The sequence below is a fragment of the Avibacterium sp. 21-595 genome, assembly GCF_023611905.1.
Classification (GTDB): domain Bacteria; phylum Pseudomonadota; class Gammaproteobacteria; order Enterobacterales; family Pasteurellaceae; genus Avibacterium.
Window position 1 is genome coordinate 514,392 of the sequence record NZ_CP091455.1, and the last position, 18,238, is coordinate 532,629.

Annotated in this window: 21 protein-coding genes; 7 read left to right on the top strand and 14 right to left on the bottom strand. The window is 39.5% G+C overall.

What is annotated here, in order from left to right:
* Nucleotides 1-1,323, top strand: coding sequence for a branched-chain amino acid transport system II carrier protein (brnQ, locus tag L4F92_RS02430; RefSeq protein WP_250364075.1), 1,323 nt, complete (start codon nt 1-3; stop codon nt 1,321-1,323).
* A 31-nt stretch (nt 1,324-1,354) separates the two neighbouring features.
* On the opposite strand, the gene glpE is transcribed toward brnQ, so the two are convergent.
* The gene (glpE, locus tag L4F92_RS02435) at nt 1,355-1,690 is read right to left on the bottom strand and encodes a thiosulfate sulfurtransferase GlpE (protein ID WP_250364076.1); all 336 of its coding nucleotides are present in this window, start codon (nt 1,688-1,690) and stop codon (nt 1,355-1,357) included.
* Nucleotides 1,691-1,820: 130 nt separating this feature from the next.
* Here glpE and ubiA point away from each other — a divergent pair, with 130 nt between their 5' ends.
* The 4 genes from ubiA (at nt 1,821) to hslU (ending at nt 5,001) form a co-directional block, all read left to right on the top strand.
* A complete protein-coding gene (gene ubiA / locus L4F92_RS02440; protein ID WP_250350939.1) occupies nt 1,821-2,696 on the top strand; it encodes a 4-hydroxybenzoate octaprenyltransferase in 876 nt (291 codons plus the stop codon).
* An 82-nt stretch (nt 2,697-2,778) separates the two neighbouring features.
* Nucleotides 2,779-3,303, top strand: coding sequence for an ATP-dependent protease subunit HslV (gene hslV / locus L4F92_RS02445; RefSeq protein ID WP_017805350.1), 525 nt, complete (start codon nt 2,779-2,781; stop codon nt 3,301-3,303).
* Nucleotides 3,303-3,623, top strand: a complete 321-nt coding sequence (locus L4F92_RS02450; RefSeq protein ID WP_250364077.1) for a DMT family transporter — start codon at nt 3,303-3,305, stop codon at nt 3,621-3,623. The genes hslV and L4F92_RS02450 overlap by 1 nt, the downstream gene beginning before the upstream one ends.
* A 46-nt stretch (nt 3,624-3,669) precedes the next feature.
* Entirely contained in the window at nt 3,670-5,001 is a 1,332-nt protein-coding gene (hslU, locus tag L4F92_RS02455) for an HslU--HslV peptidase ATPase subunit (RefSeq protein ID WP_250364078.1), read from the top strand.
* A gap of 78 nt (nt 5,002-5,079) precedes the next feature.
* On the opposite strand, the gene ligA is transcribed toward hslU, so the two are convergent.
* Both ligA and zipA read right to left on the bottom strand, forming a co-directional pair.
* Nucleotides 5,080-7,110 (bottom strand): NAD-dependent DNA ligase LigA, encoded by a 2,031-nt coding sequence (gene ligA, locus L4F92_RS02460; protein ID WP_250364079.1) that lies wholly within the window; start codon nt 7,108-7,110, stop codon nt 5,080-5,082.
* 119 nt (nt 7,111-7,229) lie between these two features.
* Complete coding sequence (gene zipA / locus L4F92_RS02465) at nt 7,230-8,222, bottom strand: cell division protein ZipA (RefSeq protein ID WP_250364080.1); 993 nt, start codon at nt 8,220-8,222, stop codon at nt 7,230-7,232.
* A 149-nt stretch (nt 8,223-8,371) separates the two neighbouring features.
* Here zipA and cysZ point away from each other — a divergent pair, with 149 nt between their 5' ends.
* Together cysZ and cysK are read left to right on the top strand one after the other, a co-directional pair.
* Entirely contained in the window at nt 8,372-9,220 is an 849-nt protein-coding gene (cysZ, locus tag L4F92_RS02470; RefSeq protein WP_250364081.1) for a sulfate transporter CysZ, read from the top strand.
* Nucleotides 9,221-9,338: 118 nt separating this feature from the next.
* A complete protein-coding gene (cysK, locus tag L4F92_RS02475; protein ID WP_250364082.1) occupies nt 9,339-10,289 on the top strand; it encodes a cysteine synthase A in 951 nt (316 codons plus the stop codon).
* A 764-nt stretch (nt 10,290-11,053) separates the two neighbouring features.
* Here cysK and L4F92_RS02480 read toward each other — a convergent pair.
* The 11 genes from L4F92_RS02480 to L4F92_RS02530 all read right to left on the bottom strand — a co-directional run bounded on the left by L4F92_RS02480 (nt 11,054) and on the right by L4F92_RS02530 (nt 18,236).
* Nucleotides 11,054-13,246 (bottom strand): DUF927 domain-containing protein, encoded by a 2,193-nt coding sequence (locus L4F92_RS02480; protein ID WP_250364083.1) that lies wholly within the window; start codon nt 13,244-13,246, stop codon nt 11,054-11,056.
* A gap of 59 nt (nt 13,247-13,305) precedes the next feature.
* The gene (locus L4F92_RS02485) at nt 13,306-13,449 is read right to left on the bottom strand and encodes a hypothetical protein (RefSeq protein ID WP_250364084.1); all 144 of its coding nucleotides are present in this window, start codon (nt 13,447-13,449) and stop codon (nt 13,306-13,308) included.
* Nucleotides 13,449-13,673, bottom strand: coding sequence for a hypothetical protein (locus L4F92_RS02490; RefSeq protein WP_250364085.1), 225 nt, complete (start codon nt 13,671-13,673; stop codon nt 13,449-13,451). The genes L4F92_RS02485 and L4F92_RS02490 overlap by 1 nt, the downstream gene beginning before the upstream one ends.
* The gene (locus L4F92_RS02495) at nt 13,663-13,989 is read right to left on the bottom strand and encodes a hypothetical protein (protein WP_250364086.1); all 327 of its coding nucleotides are present in this window, start codon (nt 13,987-13,989) and stop codon (nt 13,663-13,665) included. Before L4F92_RS02495 ends, L4F92_RS02490 begins: the two co-directional genes overlap by 11 nt.
* Entirely contained in the window at nt 13,979-14,248 is a 270-nt protein-coding gene (locus L4F92_RS02500; RefSeq protein ID WP_250364087.1) for a hypothetical protein, read from the bottom strand. The genes L4F92_RS02495 and L4F92_RS02500 overlap by 11 nt, the downstream gene beginning before the upstream one ends.
* On the bottom strand, nt 14,241-14,825 hold the full coding sequence (locus L4F92_RS02505; protein ID WP_250364088.1) for an ash family protein: 585 nt from the start codon (nt 14,823-14,825) through the stop codon (nt 14,241-14,243). Before L4F92_RS02505 ends, L4F92_RS02500 begins: the two co-directional genes overlap by 8 nt.
* 102 nt (nt 14,826-14,927) lie before the next feature.
* Entirely contained in the window at nt 14,928-15,233 is a 306-nt protein-coding gene (locus tag L4F92_RS02510) for a transcriptional regulator (protein WP_250364089.1), read from the bottom strand.
* Nucleotides 15,223-15,438, bottom strand: a complete 216-nt coding sequence (locus L4F92_RS02515) for a helix-turn-helix transcriptional regulator (protein ID WP_250364090.1) — start codon at nt 15,436-15,438, stop codon at nt 15,223-15,225. The genes L4F92_RS02510 and L4F92_RS02515 overlap by 11 nt, the downstream gene beginning before the upstream one ends.
* 174 nt (nt 15,439-15,612) lie before the next feature.
* A complete protein-coding gene (locus L4F92_RS02520; RefSeq protein ID WP_250364091.1) occupies nt 15,613-16,710 on the bottom strand; it encodes a hypothetical protein in 1,098 nt (365 codons plus the stop codon).
* A gap of 74 nt (nt 16,711-16,784) precedes the next feature.
* The gene (locus L4F92_RS02525) at nt 16,785-17,045 is read right to left on the bottom strand and encodes a type II toxin-antitoxin system Phd/YefM family antitoxin (protein ID WP_250364092.1); all 261 of its coding nucleotides are present in this window, start codon (nt 17,043-17,045) and stop codon (nt 16,785-16,787) included.
* Nucleotides 17,046-17,177: 132 nt separating this feature from the next.
* On the bottom strand, nt 17,178-18,236 hold the full coding sequence (locus L4F92_RS02530; RefSeq protein ID WP_250364093.1) for a P2 family phage major capsid protein: 1,059 nt from the start codon (nt 18,234-18,236) through the stop codon (nt 17,178-17,180).
* Nucleotides 18,237-18,238: the final 2 nt, after the last annotated feature.

Below are 18,238 nucleotides of genomic sequence, written 5' to 3' on the forward strand. Positions count from 1 at the left end.
ATGACAAAAAATACCTTTATTATTGGGTTTATGCTTTTTGCGATTTTTTTTGGTGCGGGAAATCTGATTTTCCCGCCTAAATTAGGCTTTGAAACAGGAACGGCATTTTTGCCTTCTATTTCAGGCTTTGTGCTAACTGGCGTGGGCTTGCCATTGCTTGGTATTATTGTGAGCGCTTTTTACCGTGGTGGATATATTGTCGCATTAAGGCAAATTCATCCGTGGTTTTCTGTGCTGTTTTTGGTTTCCATTTCCCTTGCAGTTGGGCCTTTTTTTGCCGGACCAAGAACCGGCGCAATGTCTTATGAAATGGTGATGATTCCCTTTCTTAAAGAAGCTGATAGCCTTTCTCAATTGTTATTTACTTTTGTATATTTTATGCTCAGCTTATGGTTGAGCCTAAATCCGTCTAAAATGGTGGAGCGTATAGGCTCTATTCTCACGCCAGTATTGTTGCTTGCGATAATTGCTTTAGTGGTAAAAGCGGGGATAATGCTGGTTGGGAAAACACCTTTGTCAATGCCGACTGTTGCAAGTCATACGGATTTCTTCAATGGAGCAATTAACGGCTATTTAACGATGGATGCATTGGCTTCCATCGCATTTTCTACGATGGTGTTAGGGGCGATCAAATCCAGTGCGGTAAAAACCGTTTCATTACAAAAACAAACCATTTTTGCCGCAATAATCGCCGGTATTGCCTTGGCATTGATTTATATTTCCCTTGGCTGGGTAGGCAATCACTTAATGATTAGCCCTGACGTGCTGGCACAGTTACAGCAAAATAAGCAGGATCTTGGTACTTATATTTTAAATCAGGTTACGACAATGGCTTTTGGTGAGCTAGGGCGAATGGTACTGAATATCATTGTATCGTTGGCTTGTTTGACTACCGCGGTAGGGCTGTGTGCTTCGGTTAGTAGTTATTTTCACCAACAATTTCCGCGATTTTCTTACCGCACTTATGCCATCTTATTTTGTCTGATTAGCTTTGTGATCGCCAATCTTGGCTTGAAAGAAGTGATTGGGCTTTCTTTGCCTGTGTTGATGATTTTATACCCTATTACCATTACGGTGATTTTGCTGTTGCTACTGAATTTATTTTTGCCAATGCCGATCTTGGCTCACCGCTTAGCGATTGGTTTGGTGACATTGGTGTCGATTTTATCCGTGCTAGGTTCAGGCAAAATTGATTTGCTCGACCAACTTCCACTTAAGCCTTATTCCATAGAATGGCTACCTTTTGCATTTGTGGGCTTGGTGGCAGGATATTTGTTAGCTAAATCAAAAGAAAAAGTGATTTTTCCGATTAAATCAGAATAAACAGAAGGCGGTATCTCCGCCTTTTTCTTGTTTAATTTTCTGGTACAGCTTCGCCTTCTAGCGGTAAATCAGCTTGTTCCCACCCCATAAAGCCACCCTGCATACTATATACGTTATCGTAGCCTTGCTCGATAAGAAACGCACCTACATTGCGGCTGCTAATACCGTGATAACAGCTCACGATGATAGGATCATCATAATCTACTTTTTGTTGAAATTCGCCATAGCTTTGATTCGTCAAGTGAAAAGCCCCTTTTGGGTGGCTATGCGTAAAACGAGGGAAATCGCGAATATCCACCAACGTGGCATTTTCTTCATTCATCATTTGCCAAGCTTGCTGTGGTGTGATTTCTTTAAGTGCGGTCATTTTTTTCCTTGCTTTTAGCGGTGAATAAAAGAATAAAACGCTATCTTATTGATATAGATCAATTTGTTCAAGACCTTTTCCCTTTTTTCAAGTAAAATAACCGCACTTTTGATTTAGCTAATTTAGGACTATGCCACAACTTTCGGAAAAACTGACTGCTTACGCACAATTAATGCGTTTTGACAAACCCATTGGCACATTATTGTTATTGTGGCCAACACTTTGGGCATTGTTTTTGGCAGAGAAAAGCATTCCGCCTGTTTCGGTGTTAATCGTTTTTGTCCTTGGCGTCATCATTATGCGTGCCGCCGGTTGTGTAATCAATGATTATGCCGATCGCCATATTGATGGCAAAGTGAAACGCACTTCACAACGCCCTTTGGCAACAGGAAAAGTCAGCGAGAAAGAGGCGAAATTACTTTTTGCCGGGCTTATTTTCTGCGCTTTTATTTTGGTGCTATTTTTGAATTATTACGCGATTGGTTTGTCATTTATTGCCGTCTTGTTAGCCTTTATTTATCCCTTTATGAAGCGTTATACCCATCTTCCCCAGTTTTTCTTAGGGGCAGCTTTCGGCTGGTCTATTCCAATGGCTTATGGCGCATTAATTGAACAACTTCCTTTGGAATGTTGGTTATTATTTATTGCCAATCTTGCTTGGACAGTGGCTTATGACACCCAATATGCAATGGTGGATCGTGATGACGATTTACGAATTGGGGTGAAATCCACGGCGATCTTATTTGCGCAATATGACAATAAAATCATTGCATTATTGCAATCTATTGCTTTGGGGCTGTTGGTTATTATCGGCTACCAATCTCATTTGCATTACAGCTATTTTATTGTACTTGCGCTAACCGCACTGCTTTTTATTTATCAATGTAAACTCACCCGTCATCGTCGTCGTGAAGACTGCTTTAACGCCTTTCTTAATAATAATTATGTGGGATTAGGCATTTTTCTTGCTTTTCTTATGGGAATCGCTGGGACAGCATTTTTCTAAAAGAAATACAGATTATTATCTTGAAATTTAAATTTTTGCCCTAACCTTATAGCCATCTCTTTTAGCTAAAAAAGGAAAAAGTATGACCACAATAGTAAGTGTTCGTCGCAACGGGAAAGTTGTTGTCGGTGGCGATGGCCAAGTCTCTCTCGGCAATACGGTAATGAAAGGCAATGCCCGTAAAGTTCGCCGTTTATATAATAACAAAGTGTTAGCAGGATTTGCTGGAGGAACAGCAGATGCCTTTACCTTATTTGAATTATTTGAGCGTAAATTGGAAATGCACCAAGGGCATTTACTAAAAAGTGCGGTGGAATTAGCGAAAGATTGGCGGACAGATCGTGCGTTACGCAAGTTAGAAGCGATGCTTATTGTCGCCGATGAAAAAGAAAGTTTAATTATTACGGGGATTGGTGATGTGGTTCAGCCAGAAGAAGATCAAATTCTGGCGATTGGTTCAGGCGGCAATTATGCGATGTCTGCGGCACGTGCGTTAGTACAAAACACCGATCTTTCTGCCCGTGAAATCGTAGAAAAATCACTCAAAATTGCTGGCGATATTTGCGTTTATACCAACACAAATTTCACCATTGAAGAATTGCCATAATGGCGTGGCTTTATTTAGTTTGTGCCGGCTTGCTTGAAATTGGCTGGCCAATTGGACTAAAAATGGCCACTCAACCCAATAAAGTGGTGCTAGGTTCATTACTTGCCGTTGTTTTTATGGTGGGCAGTGGATTATTACTTTACCTTGCACAACGGACTATCCCAATGGGAACCGCCTATGCGGTATGGACAGGAATCGGTGCTGCTGGTGCGTTTATCGTTGGCGTGCTTTGTTACAATGATGCACTCACATTTTGGCGAGCATTGGGAGCAATAATGATTGTAAGTGGTGTTATTGTACTTAAATTAGCATCACATTAATTCCATTTATTCATACTATAAATGGCTTATCAAAAAGGATTAAATTATGTCTGAAATGACCCCTCGTGAAATTGTTTCTGAATTAGATCAACATATTATCGGACAAGCTGATGCCAAAAGAGCCGTGGCAATCGCATTGCGTAATCGCTGGCGTAGAATGCAATTACAAGAGCCATTACGCCACGAAGTAACACCAAAAAATATTTTAATGATCGGGCCTACTGGGGTGGGGAAAACGGAAATTGCCCGCCGTTTAGCAAAATTAGCCAATGCGCCTTTCATTAAAGTGGAAGCCACCAAATTTACCGAAGTGGGCTATGTCGGGAAAGAAGTGGATTCGATCATTCGTGATCTAACCGACAGTGCGATGAAATTAGTTCGTCAGACAGAAATTGAAAAAAATCGTTTCCGTGCAGAAGAAGCGGCAGAAGATCGCATTTTAGATGCACTCTTACCACCAGCGAAAAACCAATGGGGTGAAGTGGAAAATCACGATACCAATAGCAGTACTCGTCAAGTATTCCGCAAAAAATTACGTGAAGGACAGCTTGATGATCGTGAAATTGATATTGATGTTGCTGCCCCTTCAATGGGCGTTGAAATTATGGCGCCACCGGGAATGGAAGAAATGACAAGCCAGTTGCAATCAATGTTCCAAAATCTTTCCAGTGGCAAAACCAAAACTCGCAAAATGAAAATTAAGGACGCATTCAAAGCCCTTGTTGATGATGAAGCGGCGAAATTAATTAACCCAGAAGATCTGAAACAAAAAGCAATTGAAGCGGTAGAGCAAAACGGTATTGTGTTTATTGATGAAATCGACAAAATCTGTAAAAAAGGCGAATACAGTGGTGCAGATGTTTCCCGTGAAGGCGTACAGCGTGATTTATTGCCATTAGTTGAAGGCTCAACGGTTAGCACCAAACACGGAATGGTAAAAACCGATCATATTTTATTTATTGCCTCTGGCGCATTCCAAGTGGCACGTCCTTCTGATCTCATCCCTGAATTACAAGGTCGTTTGCCAATTCGCGTAGAACTTTCGGCACTAAGTGCGGAGGATTTTGAGCGAATTCTTACTGAACCAAACGCCTCTCTAACAGAGCAGTATAAAGCGTTAATGGCAACAGAAGGCGTAAACATCACCTTTACCCAAGATGCAATTAAGAAAATTGCTGAAGCGGCTTTCCGTGTAAACGAAAAAACGGAAAACATCGGTGCGCGTCGCTTACATACGGTGATGGAACGCTTAATGGATAAAATCTCGTTTAATGCCAGCGATATGAATGGTGAGCAGGTAGTCATTGATGGCGCTTATGTTGCAGAGGCCTTAGGCGAAGTGGTAGAAAATCAAGATTTAAGTCGTTTTATTCTGTAATACACTGATCGTATAAACGGATAAAGAGCGGTAGAAAATTTCAAGATTTTTTACCGCTCTTTATTATTTTCGGCATAATTAAATTGAATTCGCCATAGCGAGAAATTCCTCTTCGGTTAAAATCTTGACGCCTAATTCAAGGGCTTTGTTGAGTTTTGAACCTGCGTTATCGCCTGCGATCAAATAATCCGTTTTGGCAGAGACACTGCCTGTTACTTTACTGCCGAGTTGTTGCAATAAGGCTTTGGCATCATTGCGTGCCATTTGGGTGAGTGTGCCAGTGAGTACCACGGTTTTACCTTTTAGTGGATTTTCGCCCACTTCTTGCACTTGCACATCGTCCCAGTGTATGCCTTGGTTGATAAGATCATTCACCACATCTACATTATGCTGCTCACGCCAGAAGACAAAAATACGGTTTGCCACAACTTCACCAACATCTGGAACTTCTTGGAGTTGTGCGATCTCTGCCTGTTTAATGGCATCCAGATTTTTGAAATGATTGGCGAGATTTTGCGCGGTCGCTTCTCCAACATCTCGAATGCCTAAGGCAAAAATAAAGCGTGCAAGCGTGGTATTTTTGGCTTTTTCTAAGCTATTTAACGCATTTTCTGCCGATTTTGCCCCCATACGTTCTAAACGCATTAAGGTTACTTCATCTAATTTAAACAGATCCGCTGGGGTATGAATAAGCTCACGATCTACCAGCTGCTCAATCAGTTTTGCGCCCACACCATCAATATCCATTGCTTTACGAGAAACGAAGTGTTTGAGTGCTTCTTTACGTTGTGCCTCGCAGAATAAGCCACCGGTGCAACGTGCTACGGCTTCGCCATCAATACGCACGATCACAGAACCACATACAGGACAATGGCTTGGAAAAATAATGGGTTTGGCATCGGCTGGACGACGATCTGCCACTACGCCAATAATTTGTGGGATCACATCACCAGCGCGACGAATAATGACCGTGTCGCCAATAGCGATATTCAAACGTTCGATTTCATCGCCATTATGTAAGGTTGCATTGCTGACGGTAACCCCGCCAACAAAGACCGGTTCAAGTTTTGCCACTGGCGTGATCGCACCCGTTCTGCCCACCTGAAATTCCACATCATTTAGCACGGTGAGTTCTTCTTGCGCGGGGAATTTATAAGCAATTGCCCAACGTGGTGCTTTGGAAATAAAGCCAAGCTGTTCCTGCAATGCAATATCGTTAATTTTCAACACCGTACCATCAATGTCGTAGCCTAAATGAGGGCGTTTTTCTGCCATAGTGCGGTAGAATTTCAGCACATTTTCGACACCATTACAGCGTTCAATTTCTTTATTAATAGGAATACCGATAGATTTTAGCCATTGTAGGCGATCAAAATGGGTATTAGGTAGCGACACGCCTTCGGCAACGCCAATACCATAAGCATTCAGCATTAATGGGCGTTGGCGAGTGATTTTGGGATCAAGCTGACGCAATGAGCCTGCTGCCGCATTGCGAGGATTGGCAAAGGTTTTTTCCCCTTTGGCTAACGCCATTTCATTGAGTTTTTCAAAACCTGCTTGTGGCATAAACACTTCACCGCGAACTTCCAAACGTGTGGGGGGATTGTCAGTTAAAAGTTGCAAAGGAATATTGCGAATGGTACGAATATTCGCCGTGATGTCCTCTCCAGTCGTTCCATCGCCACGGGTGGCGGCTTGGGTGAGGATACCATTTTCATACAAAATACTTACCGCTAAACCATCTAATTTGGGTTCACAACAGAAGGTTAATGGATCGGGCAACACGCCCAAACGATCTTGAATACGTTTTACAAAGGCAGTAAATTCCTCATCAGAAAATGCGTTATCTAAGGACAGCATTGGAATTTCGTGGGTTACCTGAGCAAAGCCCGAAAGCGGTTTTGCCCCCACGCGTTGGGTGGGCGAATGGCTATCCGCAAATTCAGGATATTCCTGTTCTAATTGTTTAAGTTTTTTAAATTTTTTGTCATATTCATAATCAGATATTCTTGGGGCATCTAGTACATGATATTCGTATTCTGCACGCATCAATTTCTTTTTTAATAGTTTGATTTCTCTTCTTATACTTTCTAAATTTGCTTTTTTCATTGTAACTTTCCTTCTAAAAAATCATCGCACTGTTGTTTTACCACAAGGCAAATAATTAAGGCGGACACTTTGGCCCGCCATTTGCGATAAAAGAAAGTGCGGTGCTTTTTTCTGTCTTTTTAAGCACTCACTTTGGCGAAATACGTTTTTTCCGCATTGTCATCAAAAATTTCTTGTTTATCGGTAAGTACAAAACCACCCAGTTCTTCGGCAATGGTTTTGGCAGCACGGATCATCATTCGCAAATTGACTAAATCATTACCGTGCGACGGTAGTTGCATAAATAACGCAATGCCGACTGTGTAGAAATCTGCCATATTGTTTGGATCAAACGTACCGGGCTGTTGAATATTTGCTGCACTGAATAGCACAGGGCTTGCAACGCTGAGATCCAAATGGCGGTGGTAAATTTGTTGATGTCCAAAAAGAAAACCAAGGTCATCAAGCACTTTGGCTAACTCCGCCCCATTAAAATCACGATTTTCTGGTGAGACGACATAGAGCATTAGAAAATCTGCTGCTTGCGTGGTCTGTTCTTCTTCCACTTGTGGTGTTGGCGTGTTTTCTGCGACTTCCTCAAATTCGATGGTTGGACGTTCACGTTCAATTTGAAGGTGAGTTTCAGACGCGCTAGCTAGCACCTCAGATAATTTGTGTTCGGCGTGAATTCCTTCATCAGTATTGAGCGTTGCTTCAATTTCGGAGATGGTTGCCGTTGCCAAATGTTGGGGTGTTTGATAGTTCACAACTGGCTCAACACTGGCTTGAATGGGTTCTGGCTCATTTGGCAAGCTAATTTTAATTTGATTAATTGCCTGCTCTACATTTTGAGATTCTTCTCGTTGCGGTGTTGAAAAGGTATATTGTTCAGCCTCAAAATCTAAATGCTGTTGGGCTGGCTGAAGGTTTTCAGGCACAGATTGTGAAGCATTTTCATTCTGAATGTGCTGATTAATATTTTCTTGTGGCTGGCGAACGCGATAATCTTTGCTAAATGTATTTCCATTTTCAAAAATTTGCGATTTTTCACGGCGGTTAGACCATATCCCGTGAGCCACTAAAACGATTAAGGCAATTACCCCTAAAATAATCAAAATAGTATTCAAATCCATTACTTGCATTCTCCCAACATTGAGCTAAAGGGCGGAATAAATTTGCCGATAGCTTACCATATTTTGCAAATTCGGTGATATGTAAAAATTGATTTTTTTTACCGCACTTTGTATGCTACATCGCATTTTATTTGATTAGGAAACAAAAAATGTTACAAGCAAAGGAACTCAGCGAAGGTTTTCATTATTTCGTGATGGGCTGGCATTTGATTACACAAAAAGGCTTAAGACGTTTTGTTATTATGCCGGTTTTGCTCAATATCCTATTACTTTCAGGCTTGTTTTGGCTATTTATCAGTAATATTGGTGGATTAATTGATGAATTGATGAGTTATGTGCCTGATTGGTTAGCGTGGCTTAGTGGGATTTTGTTAGCATTATCCATTTTTATGATTTTAACCCTGTTTTATTTTGCATTTACTATGCTTTCAGGCTTTATTGCCGCCCCGTTTAATGGCTTATTAGCGGAAAAAGTGGAGCAAAGGCTCACGGGGGAAAATCTGATTGATATGAGTACAATTGATTTCCTCAAAGATATTCCTCGAATGTTAGGGCGAGAATGGCAAAAATTATGGTATAGCCTACCCAAAATAATTGCCTTGTTTTTATTAAGTTTTATCCCTGTATTAGGGCAATCCGTGGTGCCTGTGCTAACCTTTTTATTTACCGCGTGGATGATGGCGATTCAGTATTGTGATTATCCTTTTGATAACCATAAAATTCCTTTTCGCATTATGCGTAATGAATTAGGCGAAACGCGTACGCTCAGCTTAACCTTTGGTAGCTTAGTAACTTTTTGTACTTTTGTACCAGTTATTAATTTAGTGATTATTCCCGTCGCAGTATGCGGTGCAACAGCAATGTGGGTGGTAAAATATCGAGATAATGCCTTATTTGAATTTAAACCACATAAGCAGTCAGCGCAAAATCACCGCACCAAAATTGTTAATCATCAACAAGAGCAATTAAAACATCAGCCAAATCGTTTTATTAATTAGTTGAAATGAGTGCGTAAATAGCCGTTGGTTATAAAATATAGCCAACGGCTATTTTTTATCGCAGAAAAACTATGCTAAAACTAACCGCACTTTCAATTAAATTAAATAGGTGAACACAATGACGATTTACAGTGATAATTCTTATTCAATCGGCAATACGCCATTAGTCCGTTTAAAACATTTTGGTAATAATGGAAATCTGGTCGTAAAAATTGAAGGGCGAAATCCAAGTTTTAGTGTGAAATGCCGTATTGGGGCGAATATGATTTGGCAAGCGGAAAAAGACGGCATTCTCACCAAAGAGAAAGAAATTGTTGATGCCACTAGCGGTAATACAGGCATCGCACTCGCTTATGTGGCAGCAGCGCGAGGTTATAAACTGACCCTCACTATGCCTGAAACAATGAGTTCTGAGCGTAAACGTTTATTAAGAGGTTTAGGTGTCAATCTAGTGCTAACAGAAGGCGCAAAAGGAATGAAAGGGGCAATTGCCGCCGCAGAAGAAATTGTGGCCAGTGATCCTAACCGTTATGTGATGCTTAAACAATTTGAAAATCCAGCGAATCCTGATATTCATCGTCAAACTACGGGAGTAGAAATTTGGAATGACACAGAAGGCAAGGTAGATGTTGTGGTAGCTGGCGTGGGAACTGGTGGAACAATCACAGGGATCTCACGTGCGATCAAACTAGATAAAGGGAAACAAATTCTTTCTGTTGCCGTTGAACCCGAAGAAAGTCCAGTCATTACGCAAACCTTAAATGGCGAAGAAGTGAAACCCGGTCCACATAAAATCCAAGGTATTGGTGCAGGGTTTATCCCGAAAAACCTTGATCTTTCTTTAATTGATCGCGTAGAGCAGGTAAACAGTGAAACCGCTATTGCCACAGCTCGCCGTTTAATGGCGGAAGAAGGTATTTTAGCGGGGATTTCATCAGGTGCGGCGGTCGCAGCAGCCGATCGTCTTGCAAAATTGCCTGAATTTGCCGATAAACTGATCGTTGCGATCCTTCCTTCCGCCGCAGAGCGTTATTTAAGTACCGCATTGTTTGAAGGGATTGAGGGGTAATCGTCATTTTACAATGAATAGGCTAAGGGATTTATTTTACGGAATAAATCCTTTTTTAAGGATAAAAAAGAGAATTTTGAAAGATAGAATGGCGGTGAGAGGGTTCGCCATTCATCATATTAACGCATTGTATTATAAGGCTTTTTTATTTCGACTGTTCAAAAAAGGGATCATTTAGGATCACTGTTATTTTTTGCTAGTTTTTGCCCTAGCTGGATTATCAACCATCAAACATCATCAGCATAATGAAAAATTTTAATATTCTTGGTTACTAGCCAATAAGCAAAAAAATTTTTCTAGCAGCGTGAAAAAAATTTTTTTTGTCTGAGTGTAGAAAACAATTGGGAAAGTGGGAAATTGGGAAAAATCGCCATTTTTCTATGATTATTCAATGAGTTATAGCAAAAATCAATTTGGGATTTTCAAGGGAAATTTTGGGATTTTTTACCCCAAAATTTGGGATTTTAATAAAATTGGCTGTTTTTTATTCGTTTTTATGTGAATGTGCTACTTTTTCCAAATTGGGAAGAAAAACGCCATTTTTGGGAATATTTTTAGCATTTTGGGAAAGAGTGGGAAAATTATTTTTCTATAACTTATTGATTTATATATAATAATATATAGATTTAATACTATTTTCCCAATTTCCCAATTTATTTTATCTATCCTAGTAAAATTTTATTTTATAGCTTGCTTGGTGTTGTAAAATGTTGAGCAAAAAAAAGCCAACTTGTAAAAGCTGGCTTATTGATTAAGTGCGGTGATTATTCTTCGGGTTTTTCGGTTTCTTCGATCAATGCGGGATATACGATAAAAAAGCGTTTTCCCTTGCTGTTGATATACCGTTCTAATTTTGTAGGTACTTTGTGCTGATAGGGTCTTTGATTTTGTTCCGTGCCAGTTTTTAGCATTTTATGCTTTTCCATTGCTTCAAATACCAGCTTGCGGGGAAATTCGCTTTCTTTAATCACGTCTTTAAAGGCTTTAGGGTGAATATAAAAGTGTTCTGGTTCGCCGTTAAATACTTCTAAAACACGATAGCCCAAGATTTTTTGAATAATCCGCTGCGTGGTGGGTTCAGGAACTTGAATAAAGCCGCTTTCTGCGTTTTCATCAAGCCAGCCATTAAAGAACTCTATGATTTTTTCTTCTTCCCGTTCGCCTGTGCCGTAATCAATGTGCCAATCATTGAAGGATTGAATTAAGCATTCCCGATTATCTGCTTCCGCCCATAAGGTTAAATGCCGTGCGGTCTGTAAAGCGGTTTCTAATATGGCAAAATTGCTTGCTACCCGTTGCACCTGTGCGGCGGTGTTATTGGCAAGGCGTTCTGCCCATTCAGTTTTATAGCATTGATATTCTGCTTTGATAAAGGCTTTATTTTCGGCTATGTATTTAATCCATTCCCGCCCCACTACGCCATAATGATTAAGGCTTGCTTCGTTTAGATGGTCGGCGTGGGCTTTATTGTTGGCGAAGCCGTGAAGATGATTGGCTTCGATTAAAGGAATATTCAAAAGGCGCACTAATTGCCCCGCATTAATATTTACCCCTTTAGACTGTAAAAAGCCCTCTACATCTTTTTCACCCGTTGAAAGTGCGGTGATTTTCCAGCGTGAAAGTTCATCATTACCGCCTTCTTTCATTCCTTTTGCCCGCCCTTTTTCATTGAAAAGTGAATAGGCGATATTTTCCACGTCATAAATCTTTTTGGCTTGCCCTAATTCATCAAGGGTAATGAAGCCGTCATTTCTGGCTGCCGCTTCGTTATTTAGGGCGGTGGCTGTGGTGTTCCAACTCAAATCAATTAAATCAGGGTTGCCATAAAGGCTATTGGCAATGTTAAGCGTGGTTGTTTTCCCCTTACTAGATGAATTAAATAAATGCACCCCAAAACTTTTTGCATTGATTAAGCGTAAAAGTGGGCTAGCAAGGGCGGTAGCGATGCCTAACATCATAGACGTGTTTTTATTGGCATAATGGGCTATTTCTTGTTGCCAGCTTTCAAGCGTGCCTTTGGTGTCATAGCCGCCCGCATTGGCGCTTTTGTTTTTGAAGATAATTGGTTGACTAGGTTCGCCCAAAATCTCACCGCTAGGCAATAAATACGCCCCATTATGCCAGCCTGTGGAATGTGTAACCGCCCAAGATTGCACATTCAGCCCCAAGGCGTGAAAATGTTCTACAAGGTTTTGTGCAATCCCTGTTTTTGGTGTCATTTTAAAGCCTTGGTTTTTGAGCAATCGCCAAGCGGTATCTGTGCCAAAATCACCGCAATTTATCGCTTCAATGCGTGGGGCGTTTTCATCAGGGTTATGCCATTGGAAAATATAGAAATAATCGCCGTTTTCATTTTTACCTTTGCCGACTAATTCCAGTTTATCGCAAATCCATTTTAGATCTTCCCGTAGTACTTCGCCTGTGTCTTTATCCAGCTTAGGCACAACATAGAAAAGCCCTTCTAGTAGCCCATTTTCTCTATAATCAATATAAGGCGAGGTTTTAGGGGCGCTTTGATCTATGCTCGCTTGAGCAATGAGTTTAGCCGTTTCGGCTTCTTCACCTTTACGAATTTTCTCAATATAAGGGCTAAAATTTTCGACTAGTTCCCCTGTTACAACACTATGCAAGGTAACAAATTTTGCCGTGGTTTTTGTCGCGAGGTTATGGCAAATTGCCGTACGTTGGGGTTCGGTTAATTGCCCGCATTCAAACAGTTTAATGTACTCTTGCGTTTTCGGCGCAAGGGTTTGTGCGGGAATATTTTTAAGCGGATTTTCACCAAAAATATATGGTTTAAAATCACAACCTAATTTAAGCAAGTTTTCATTCAGCATTTGCCATAATGTGCCATTTCCGTTATCCCACGCTTGCCACGCTTCATCACCAATTAAAATGATTTGATCTTCTTGCGCTTTGGGTTTGGTTGGCTGATATTTTCTCTTTCCGTTCATCATAATTTATAACCTTTTTTGCGTTAATCACCGCCTTAAATGAATAAGACGGTGTGAATAAATTAAGCGGGTAATTGTGCCGTTTTGTTCCGTTTTGGCATTGTTTTATTTGCTTGCCTTCCAAGGCTTAAGCGATTGGCGGCTTTTTCCGTTGGAATATGTGCGGCTAAATAAACAACCAATAAAGGCAATTTTGTGTACGTCATTATTGCCCCCTTGCCTTGCGTCTTGCCAGTTTTTGGCGTTGTAGGCGCTTTCTGCGGGCTTTTTGCTGGTTGCGTTGGGTTTCTTTTAGTTGTTGCAATCGTGCCGCCCGCTTTTGGGCTAGTGTTTCGGCATATTCTGGCAACATTAGCGCCATTTCTTCCGTATTATTGGCGAAAAACTCAATAAGCGTGCCATCTGGTAGGGTGATGCGTTTAGTGATCATCGTTGCCCCCTTGCTCTAATAAGAACGTGCTGAACTGGTCGAACTCCCGTTCTAAATTGTCATTCAGTAACTGGGCGATAATCATCAAATCAAAATGAATGCACTGCTTGGCGTAAATTAGATCATCATCTTTTGAAGTCATATACTCTTGAAAATTACGATCCATCACTTCAAAAAGTGAGTTATTTAAGCCAATTAGGTTAGATAAGGCTTGCAATTTTTCACTTAATCTCCTTTCCTTGCTGGGTTGTGGGCGATAGTGGCGCATTAGGTTGTTAATACGTTTTATGCTTGTTAGGTTATTTTTAATGCACATAATCGCCCCCTTCGTTTTCCTTTTCTGCTGGCGTAGATGGGTTTATTCCTTGCTCTATGATTTTCATCATCTCTTTTAGTAGTTGCTGATTTGAATATGCATTTAATGCAACGTTGCTATATTGTGCGGATCGAATTTCCTTAATCGCATTAAATGCAATATTAAGATCTTCTTTTGATAGCGCTTCTTTTGCCTGGTGAAACAAAAATTCTATCGTTATTAATTCATCTAAAAGATCGGCTTTAGTGAGATTACGCATTTTTCACCCCCAAGATCACAAAAAATGGAGCAACTTGTGCGGTGGCTTGCTCGATACTGTCGGCATTTATGCGTACGGTATAGCGTGGGAAAGAGGAAAGATGTTTTTTGGTATTGCGTAAGTCTGAACGGCTTACGGCTTTGAATAGATAGATCATTGCGTTTACTCCACAAGTAAATAGTTTTCGTGAAGTTACCGCTAAAGTTTCCAGGCTTGGGCGGTAACGTGTTACGGGCTGGAAAACTGCGACTTGTGGAACACAGCAAAGGGCGAAACCTTTCCCATAACACGCCACCATAGAGAGAAATGCCGTTGTGCAAATTTGCATAACGCTTTCTTTGGGTGTGTTTGTGCTACGCATAAAAAAACACGCATTAATAGGCGTGTTACTATACGCCACAAGTATATCGTTCGAGTTTCCAGGCTCGGCTTTCGATTTTGCGAAAGCGGGAATACTGTAATTTTCAAAGGCGTTTTCTGTCAAGCAAAAATCTGCAAAAAAAGCACCGCACTTATAAAAAAATGGTGTGAATGCCTTGATTTTAAGGCGTTTTGCTGTATTATGAAAGTTATTCATAGCGTTCCTTTCCTGTTATGAATTGTTTTAATCTCATTTTGATTTAATTGATGGCATAGCAAAAAAGGCTTACATTATTGGGGTGTGAGCCTTTTTTATTGGCTAAAATTTGAATTTCTGTTGTGGTTCTTCCTTTTTCATTAGGCTATCTAGCCGTTCTTGATTGCTCACGGCTTTTAGCGTGCCTTTGTCTATCTGTTCTTTTTCTGTTTCATTCCACTTTTGCGCCTCTGGGCAATCAATATAAACGGCTCTTTTTACTTCATAAAGTTGCCCCACAAATTGCGCCTTTAGTTGCCCACAGTTGGGGCAATAAACACTAGCGTTTACGCTTAATAGTGATGGTTTATGGCTTGAGCGGGTTTTTGTATCGCCCCCGCAAAACGGGCATTTAATGTTAATTGCCATTAATTCCCCTATTAGTTGGTTGTTCTTGTTTCGCTATCCAAGCCCGCACGCTTTCCATATTCCAGCGTAAGCAATTGCCGATCTTGATTGGCTTTGGAAATGTGCCGCTTTTGCTGTATTTATGAATGGCTGTTTTTGAAATGCCAAGCAATGCACAAACTTCTTTGGCATTGGCATAGCGGGATAATGTGATCGTTTCGCTCATCGTTTCCCCAGTGGTTTTGGTTGAAAAAGTTCTTTTTGTTCGTTCTGTGCTTTAAGCGTGTTTTTGTTCGGGGGGAATGGTAGAAAGGTTAGAGTGTGAGAAAAATCGAAAAGAGAAAGAGAAAATCGAACGGCAAAAATTGCACCGTTCGATTATTTTATAGACTTTGTTCGATTATTTATTAGGCTGTTCGCTATCTAAGATAACGTTGATTTTGGTTTTTCGATTTCCGCTATTTTTTGGAAAGGTTAGCTTGAGTTCTTTTTTAGCTTTATCGAGATAATGGCGATCAGAATAAAGATCAGTAACATCTTTTAAATTATAACGCGCCTTTATTTCAGCGATTACGGCTTTAACTATCTGATAGCCGCCGCATTCTGGATTTGCCTCTGCGGTGAGCTTGATTGCGTTAAAAATTGCTTTGTTGTAAAAGTCTTTCTTGTTTTTGATTTTTTCATCTGTTCCATTATTCGATTCTTCATTCGATTTATTTTTAATCGTTTTGTTTGTTTTTTCGGCTGTTTCTGTCGTTTCTATTCTTTCATTGGCAAGAGATTTTAAATTTACCCGCTCATTTTCAATTATTCGCTGTAAATCATCATAAAGAATAATAATTTCTTCAGCGGGAATAAAAATAGGGCTGGTTAATTCTAAGCGGTAAAGGGCAAGTTTATCATCAAGATTTTCTATAGGCGGTGTAAATAAATCGGTATGGTAAAGCATTACGCCCTTTTCTAGTGTTCGCATTTCTTCAAAAGTTGAAGAATAGCCATTATATAGGCTGTCTATTTTTATTGCTAATAAGCCATCAATTCCATAGGTCATTACGCGATTTTTACTAAAAAAATTATCAAGTATATTGTCGTTGAGTTCATTTTCTGATTTAAGGTTAAGAATATCAAGAAAATTAGCTAGATATTCATTTATCCAAATTTCTGAAGGGATTTTAGGGCGATCTATATGAAAAACGGCTAATTTACAATAGTCATCAAGAATAGTTAAGTTTTGATAGTTTAGTTTAAGTGTTGAATTGATTTTCTCTAAAAGTTTATTCTTTGTTTCTTTAAAATCAAGATAATATTTACCGTTAAAAATAAGGGAATGATTTAATTTATATCTTGTATGAATATAAGGTAAGAAATAACCATTAAATAAATAATGTATCATATCTGATACGGTGATTTGATGATTTATTTCATAAGTAAATTTTTCAGCGGCTTGTTTTAGTGTGTACCATTTTCGCGGTGGTAAATTTATTTTTTGCTGTGCCATTTTGATTTAATCCTTGATTTATTTGATGGTTATTTGATTGTTATTTGATAGCAAAAAAGCCCGTTATTGGGCTGTTATAGGTCATCTAGGCTAACTTTTACAGGGGCAATGGTTGCAAGGCGTTTTTTGACAATTTCGCTTAGTTCTTTATCTTCGAGTATTTCCTGAATAACAGCAAAAAGTTGTGGATTAACGCAATAAAAAACGGGTTCATTTCGGTTTAAGATAGCGATTGCGCCTTCTTCTTCCGTGCCTTCTGATACGATCCCCATAGGATTTTTTTTCAAGTCGCTAATGCTTGCCGTGTGGCGGGTTAAGATTTGATGAATTGCCATTGTGCTGTTCCTTGTTGTGTTTAATTCGGCTAAATATTAGCACCATCAAAAATCTTATAAAAGACTTTCAAACCTTAAGGCAATAAAAAAGGGCGGTAATAAATCCGCCCAAAGCTTACTGCGCAACGAAAGCTAATCTATGATATTGATGTTTTCAATTAATGCTAAGGCGTTGTAGTCTTCGATGATAAAATCTAAGCTCATTGAAATGTAGTTAGCAATACGATCGTGCCTTGCTTCATCTTTCATAAATCTGCGCACTGTTCCGCTTTGTAAATAAAGAGAAATATTCTTTAATGAAGTGATTAATACACAATTTTCAGGAAAAAAAGGAACGCTAATTGCTTTTAAGCCGCTTATTAGTTCTTGGCTAATCGTAATAAGCCCCGTGTTATCTTGTGATAAATCACTGTATTCAACAATAATTTTGCGATCATCAAGAATATTTCTACCGCACAGAATGATTAAATCATCAGCTAAACGTGAAGGGTAGCTAATTTTTTCTTTTGCTGCATTGATTAATGTTTTCAAGTTTTTATATTTTTCACCTGCTCCTACATTTCCCGCTGTAATGATTTTTTCTGGTGCATTTTCTTTAATTTTTTGCACCCAACCTTTTTTTACATCTTGGGCCAGTGGGTTACTATCAGGATTAGAATGATTTGAGCGAGATTTTCCATTAAAGCCAATCATTAAAAGGCTTAGTAGCATTTGTTTTGTGAGTTGACTATCAAATAGTTGTTCAAAATCTTTATCTAAATAATTCGCTAGTCTATCTAATTTTTCATAACTCACAAAAGTATCTATGTTGATTTGTTCACAATTAAATTGCTGAATTGGTGAGATATAACCTTTTGTAGGAGTTCTTTCTTCAACATTTGTATCAACTGTGCTTGCAATAGGAATATGAATTCCTAGTGTGTCGCCTTCTTGATTGGTTGTTTTAATAACATTAATTAAACCAAATAAGCTATTTTTAGATAAGTTTTCAAGTAATTTATTTTCTGCTGTTAAATCTAGCGTATGGTACGCATCACCATTCAGATCTAAACCTAAGCTATTTCCTAATTTAACAATATACCTATTGAAGTTTTTAGAAATATTATTGTGAATATCTGTTTCAGCGTATTCTTCACCTGAACTATTTTGACTTCTATCAAGTAGTTTTTTTACTTTTTCTGTAACATTCATTT

Coding starts and splice junctions, on each gene's coding strand:
- brnQ (WP_250364075.1), top strand. CDS start 1: ATGACAAAAAATACCTTTATTATTGGGTTTATGCTTTTTGCGATTTTT.
- glpE (WP_250364076.1), bottom strand. CDS start 1,690: ATGACCGCACTTAAAGAAATCACACCACAGCAAGCTTGGCAAATGATG.
- ubiA (WP_250350939.1), top strand. CDS start 1,821: ATGCCACAACTTTCGGAAAAACTGACTGCTTACGCACAATTAATGCGT.
- hslV (WP_017805350.1), top strand. CDS start 2,779: ATGACCACAATAGTAAGTGTTCGTCGCAACGGGAAAGTTGTTGTCGGT.
- L4F92_RS02450 (WP_250364077.1), top strand. CDS start 3,303: ATGGCGTGGCTTTATTTAGTTTGTGCCGGCTTGCTTGAAATTGGCTGG.
- hslU (WP_250364078.1), top strand. CDS start 3,670: ATGTCTGAAATGACCCCTCGTGAAATTGTTTCTGAATTAGATCAACAT.
- ligA (WP_250364079.1), bottom strand. CDS start 7,110: ATGAAAAAAGCAAATTTAGAAAGTATAAGAAGAGAAATCAAACTATTA.
- zipA (WP_250364080.1), bottom strand. CDS start 8,222: ATGGATTTGAATACTATTTTGATTATTTTAGGGGTAATTGCCTTAATC.
- cysZ (WP_250364081.1), top strand. CDS start 8,372: ATGTTACAAGCAAAGGAACTCAGCGAAGGTTTTCATTATTTCGTGATG.
- cysK (WP_250364082.1), top strand. CDS start 9,339: ATGACGATTTACAGTGATAATTCTTATTCAATCGGCAATACGCCATTA.
- L4F92_RS02480 (WP_250364083.1), bottom strand. CDS start 13,246: ATGATGAACGGAAAGAGAAAATATCAGCCAACCAAACCCAAAGCGCAA.
- L4F92_RS02485 (WP_250364084.1), bottom strand. CDS start 13,449: ATGACGTACACAAAATTGCCTTTATTGGTTGTTTATTTAGCCGCACAT.
- L4F92_RS02490 (WP_250364085.1), bottom strand. CDS start 13,673: ATGATCACTAAACGCATCACCCTACCAGATGGCACGCTTATTGAGTTT.
- L4F92_RS02495 (WP_250364086.1), bottom strand. CDS start 13,989: ATGTGCATTAAAAATAACCTAACAAGCATAAAACGTATTAACAACCTA.
- L4F92_RS02500 (WP_250364087.1), bottom strand. CDS start 14,248: ATGCGTAATCTCACTAAAGCCGATCTTTTAGATGAATTAATAACGATA.
- L4F92_RS02505 (WP_250364088.1), bottom strand. CDS start 14,825: ATGAATAACTTTCATAATACAGCAAAACGCCTTAAAATCAAGGCATTC.
- L4F92_RS02510 (WP_250364089.1), bottom strand. CDS start 15,233: ATGGCAATTAACATTAAATGCCCGTTTTGCGGGGGCGATACAAAAACC.
- L4F92_RS02515 (WP_250364090.1), bottom strand. CDS start 15,438: ATGAGCGAAACGATCACATTATCCCGCTATGCCAATGCCAAAGAAGTT.
- L4F92_RS02520 (WP_250364091.1), bottom strand. CDS start 16,710: ATGGCACAGCAAAAAATAAATTTACCACCGCGAAAATGGTACACACTA.
- L4F92_RS02525 (WP_250364092.1), bottom strand. CDS start 17,045: ATGGCAATTCATCAAATCTTAACCCGCCACACGGCAAGCATTAGCGAC.
- L4F92_RS02530 (WP_250364093.1), bottom strand. CDS start 18,236: ATGAATGTTACAGAAAAAGTAAAAAAACTACTTGATAGAAGTCAAAAT.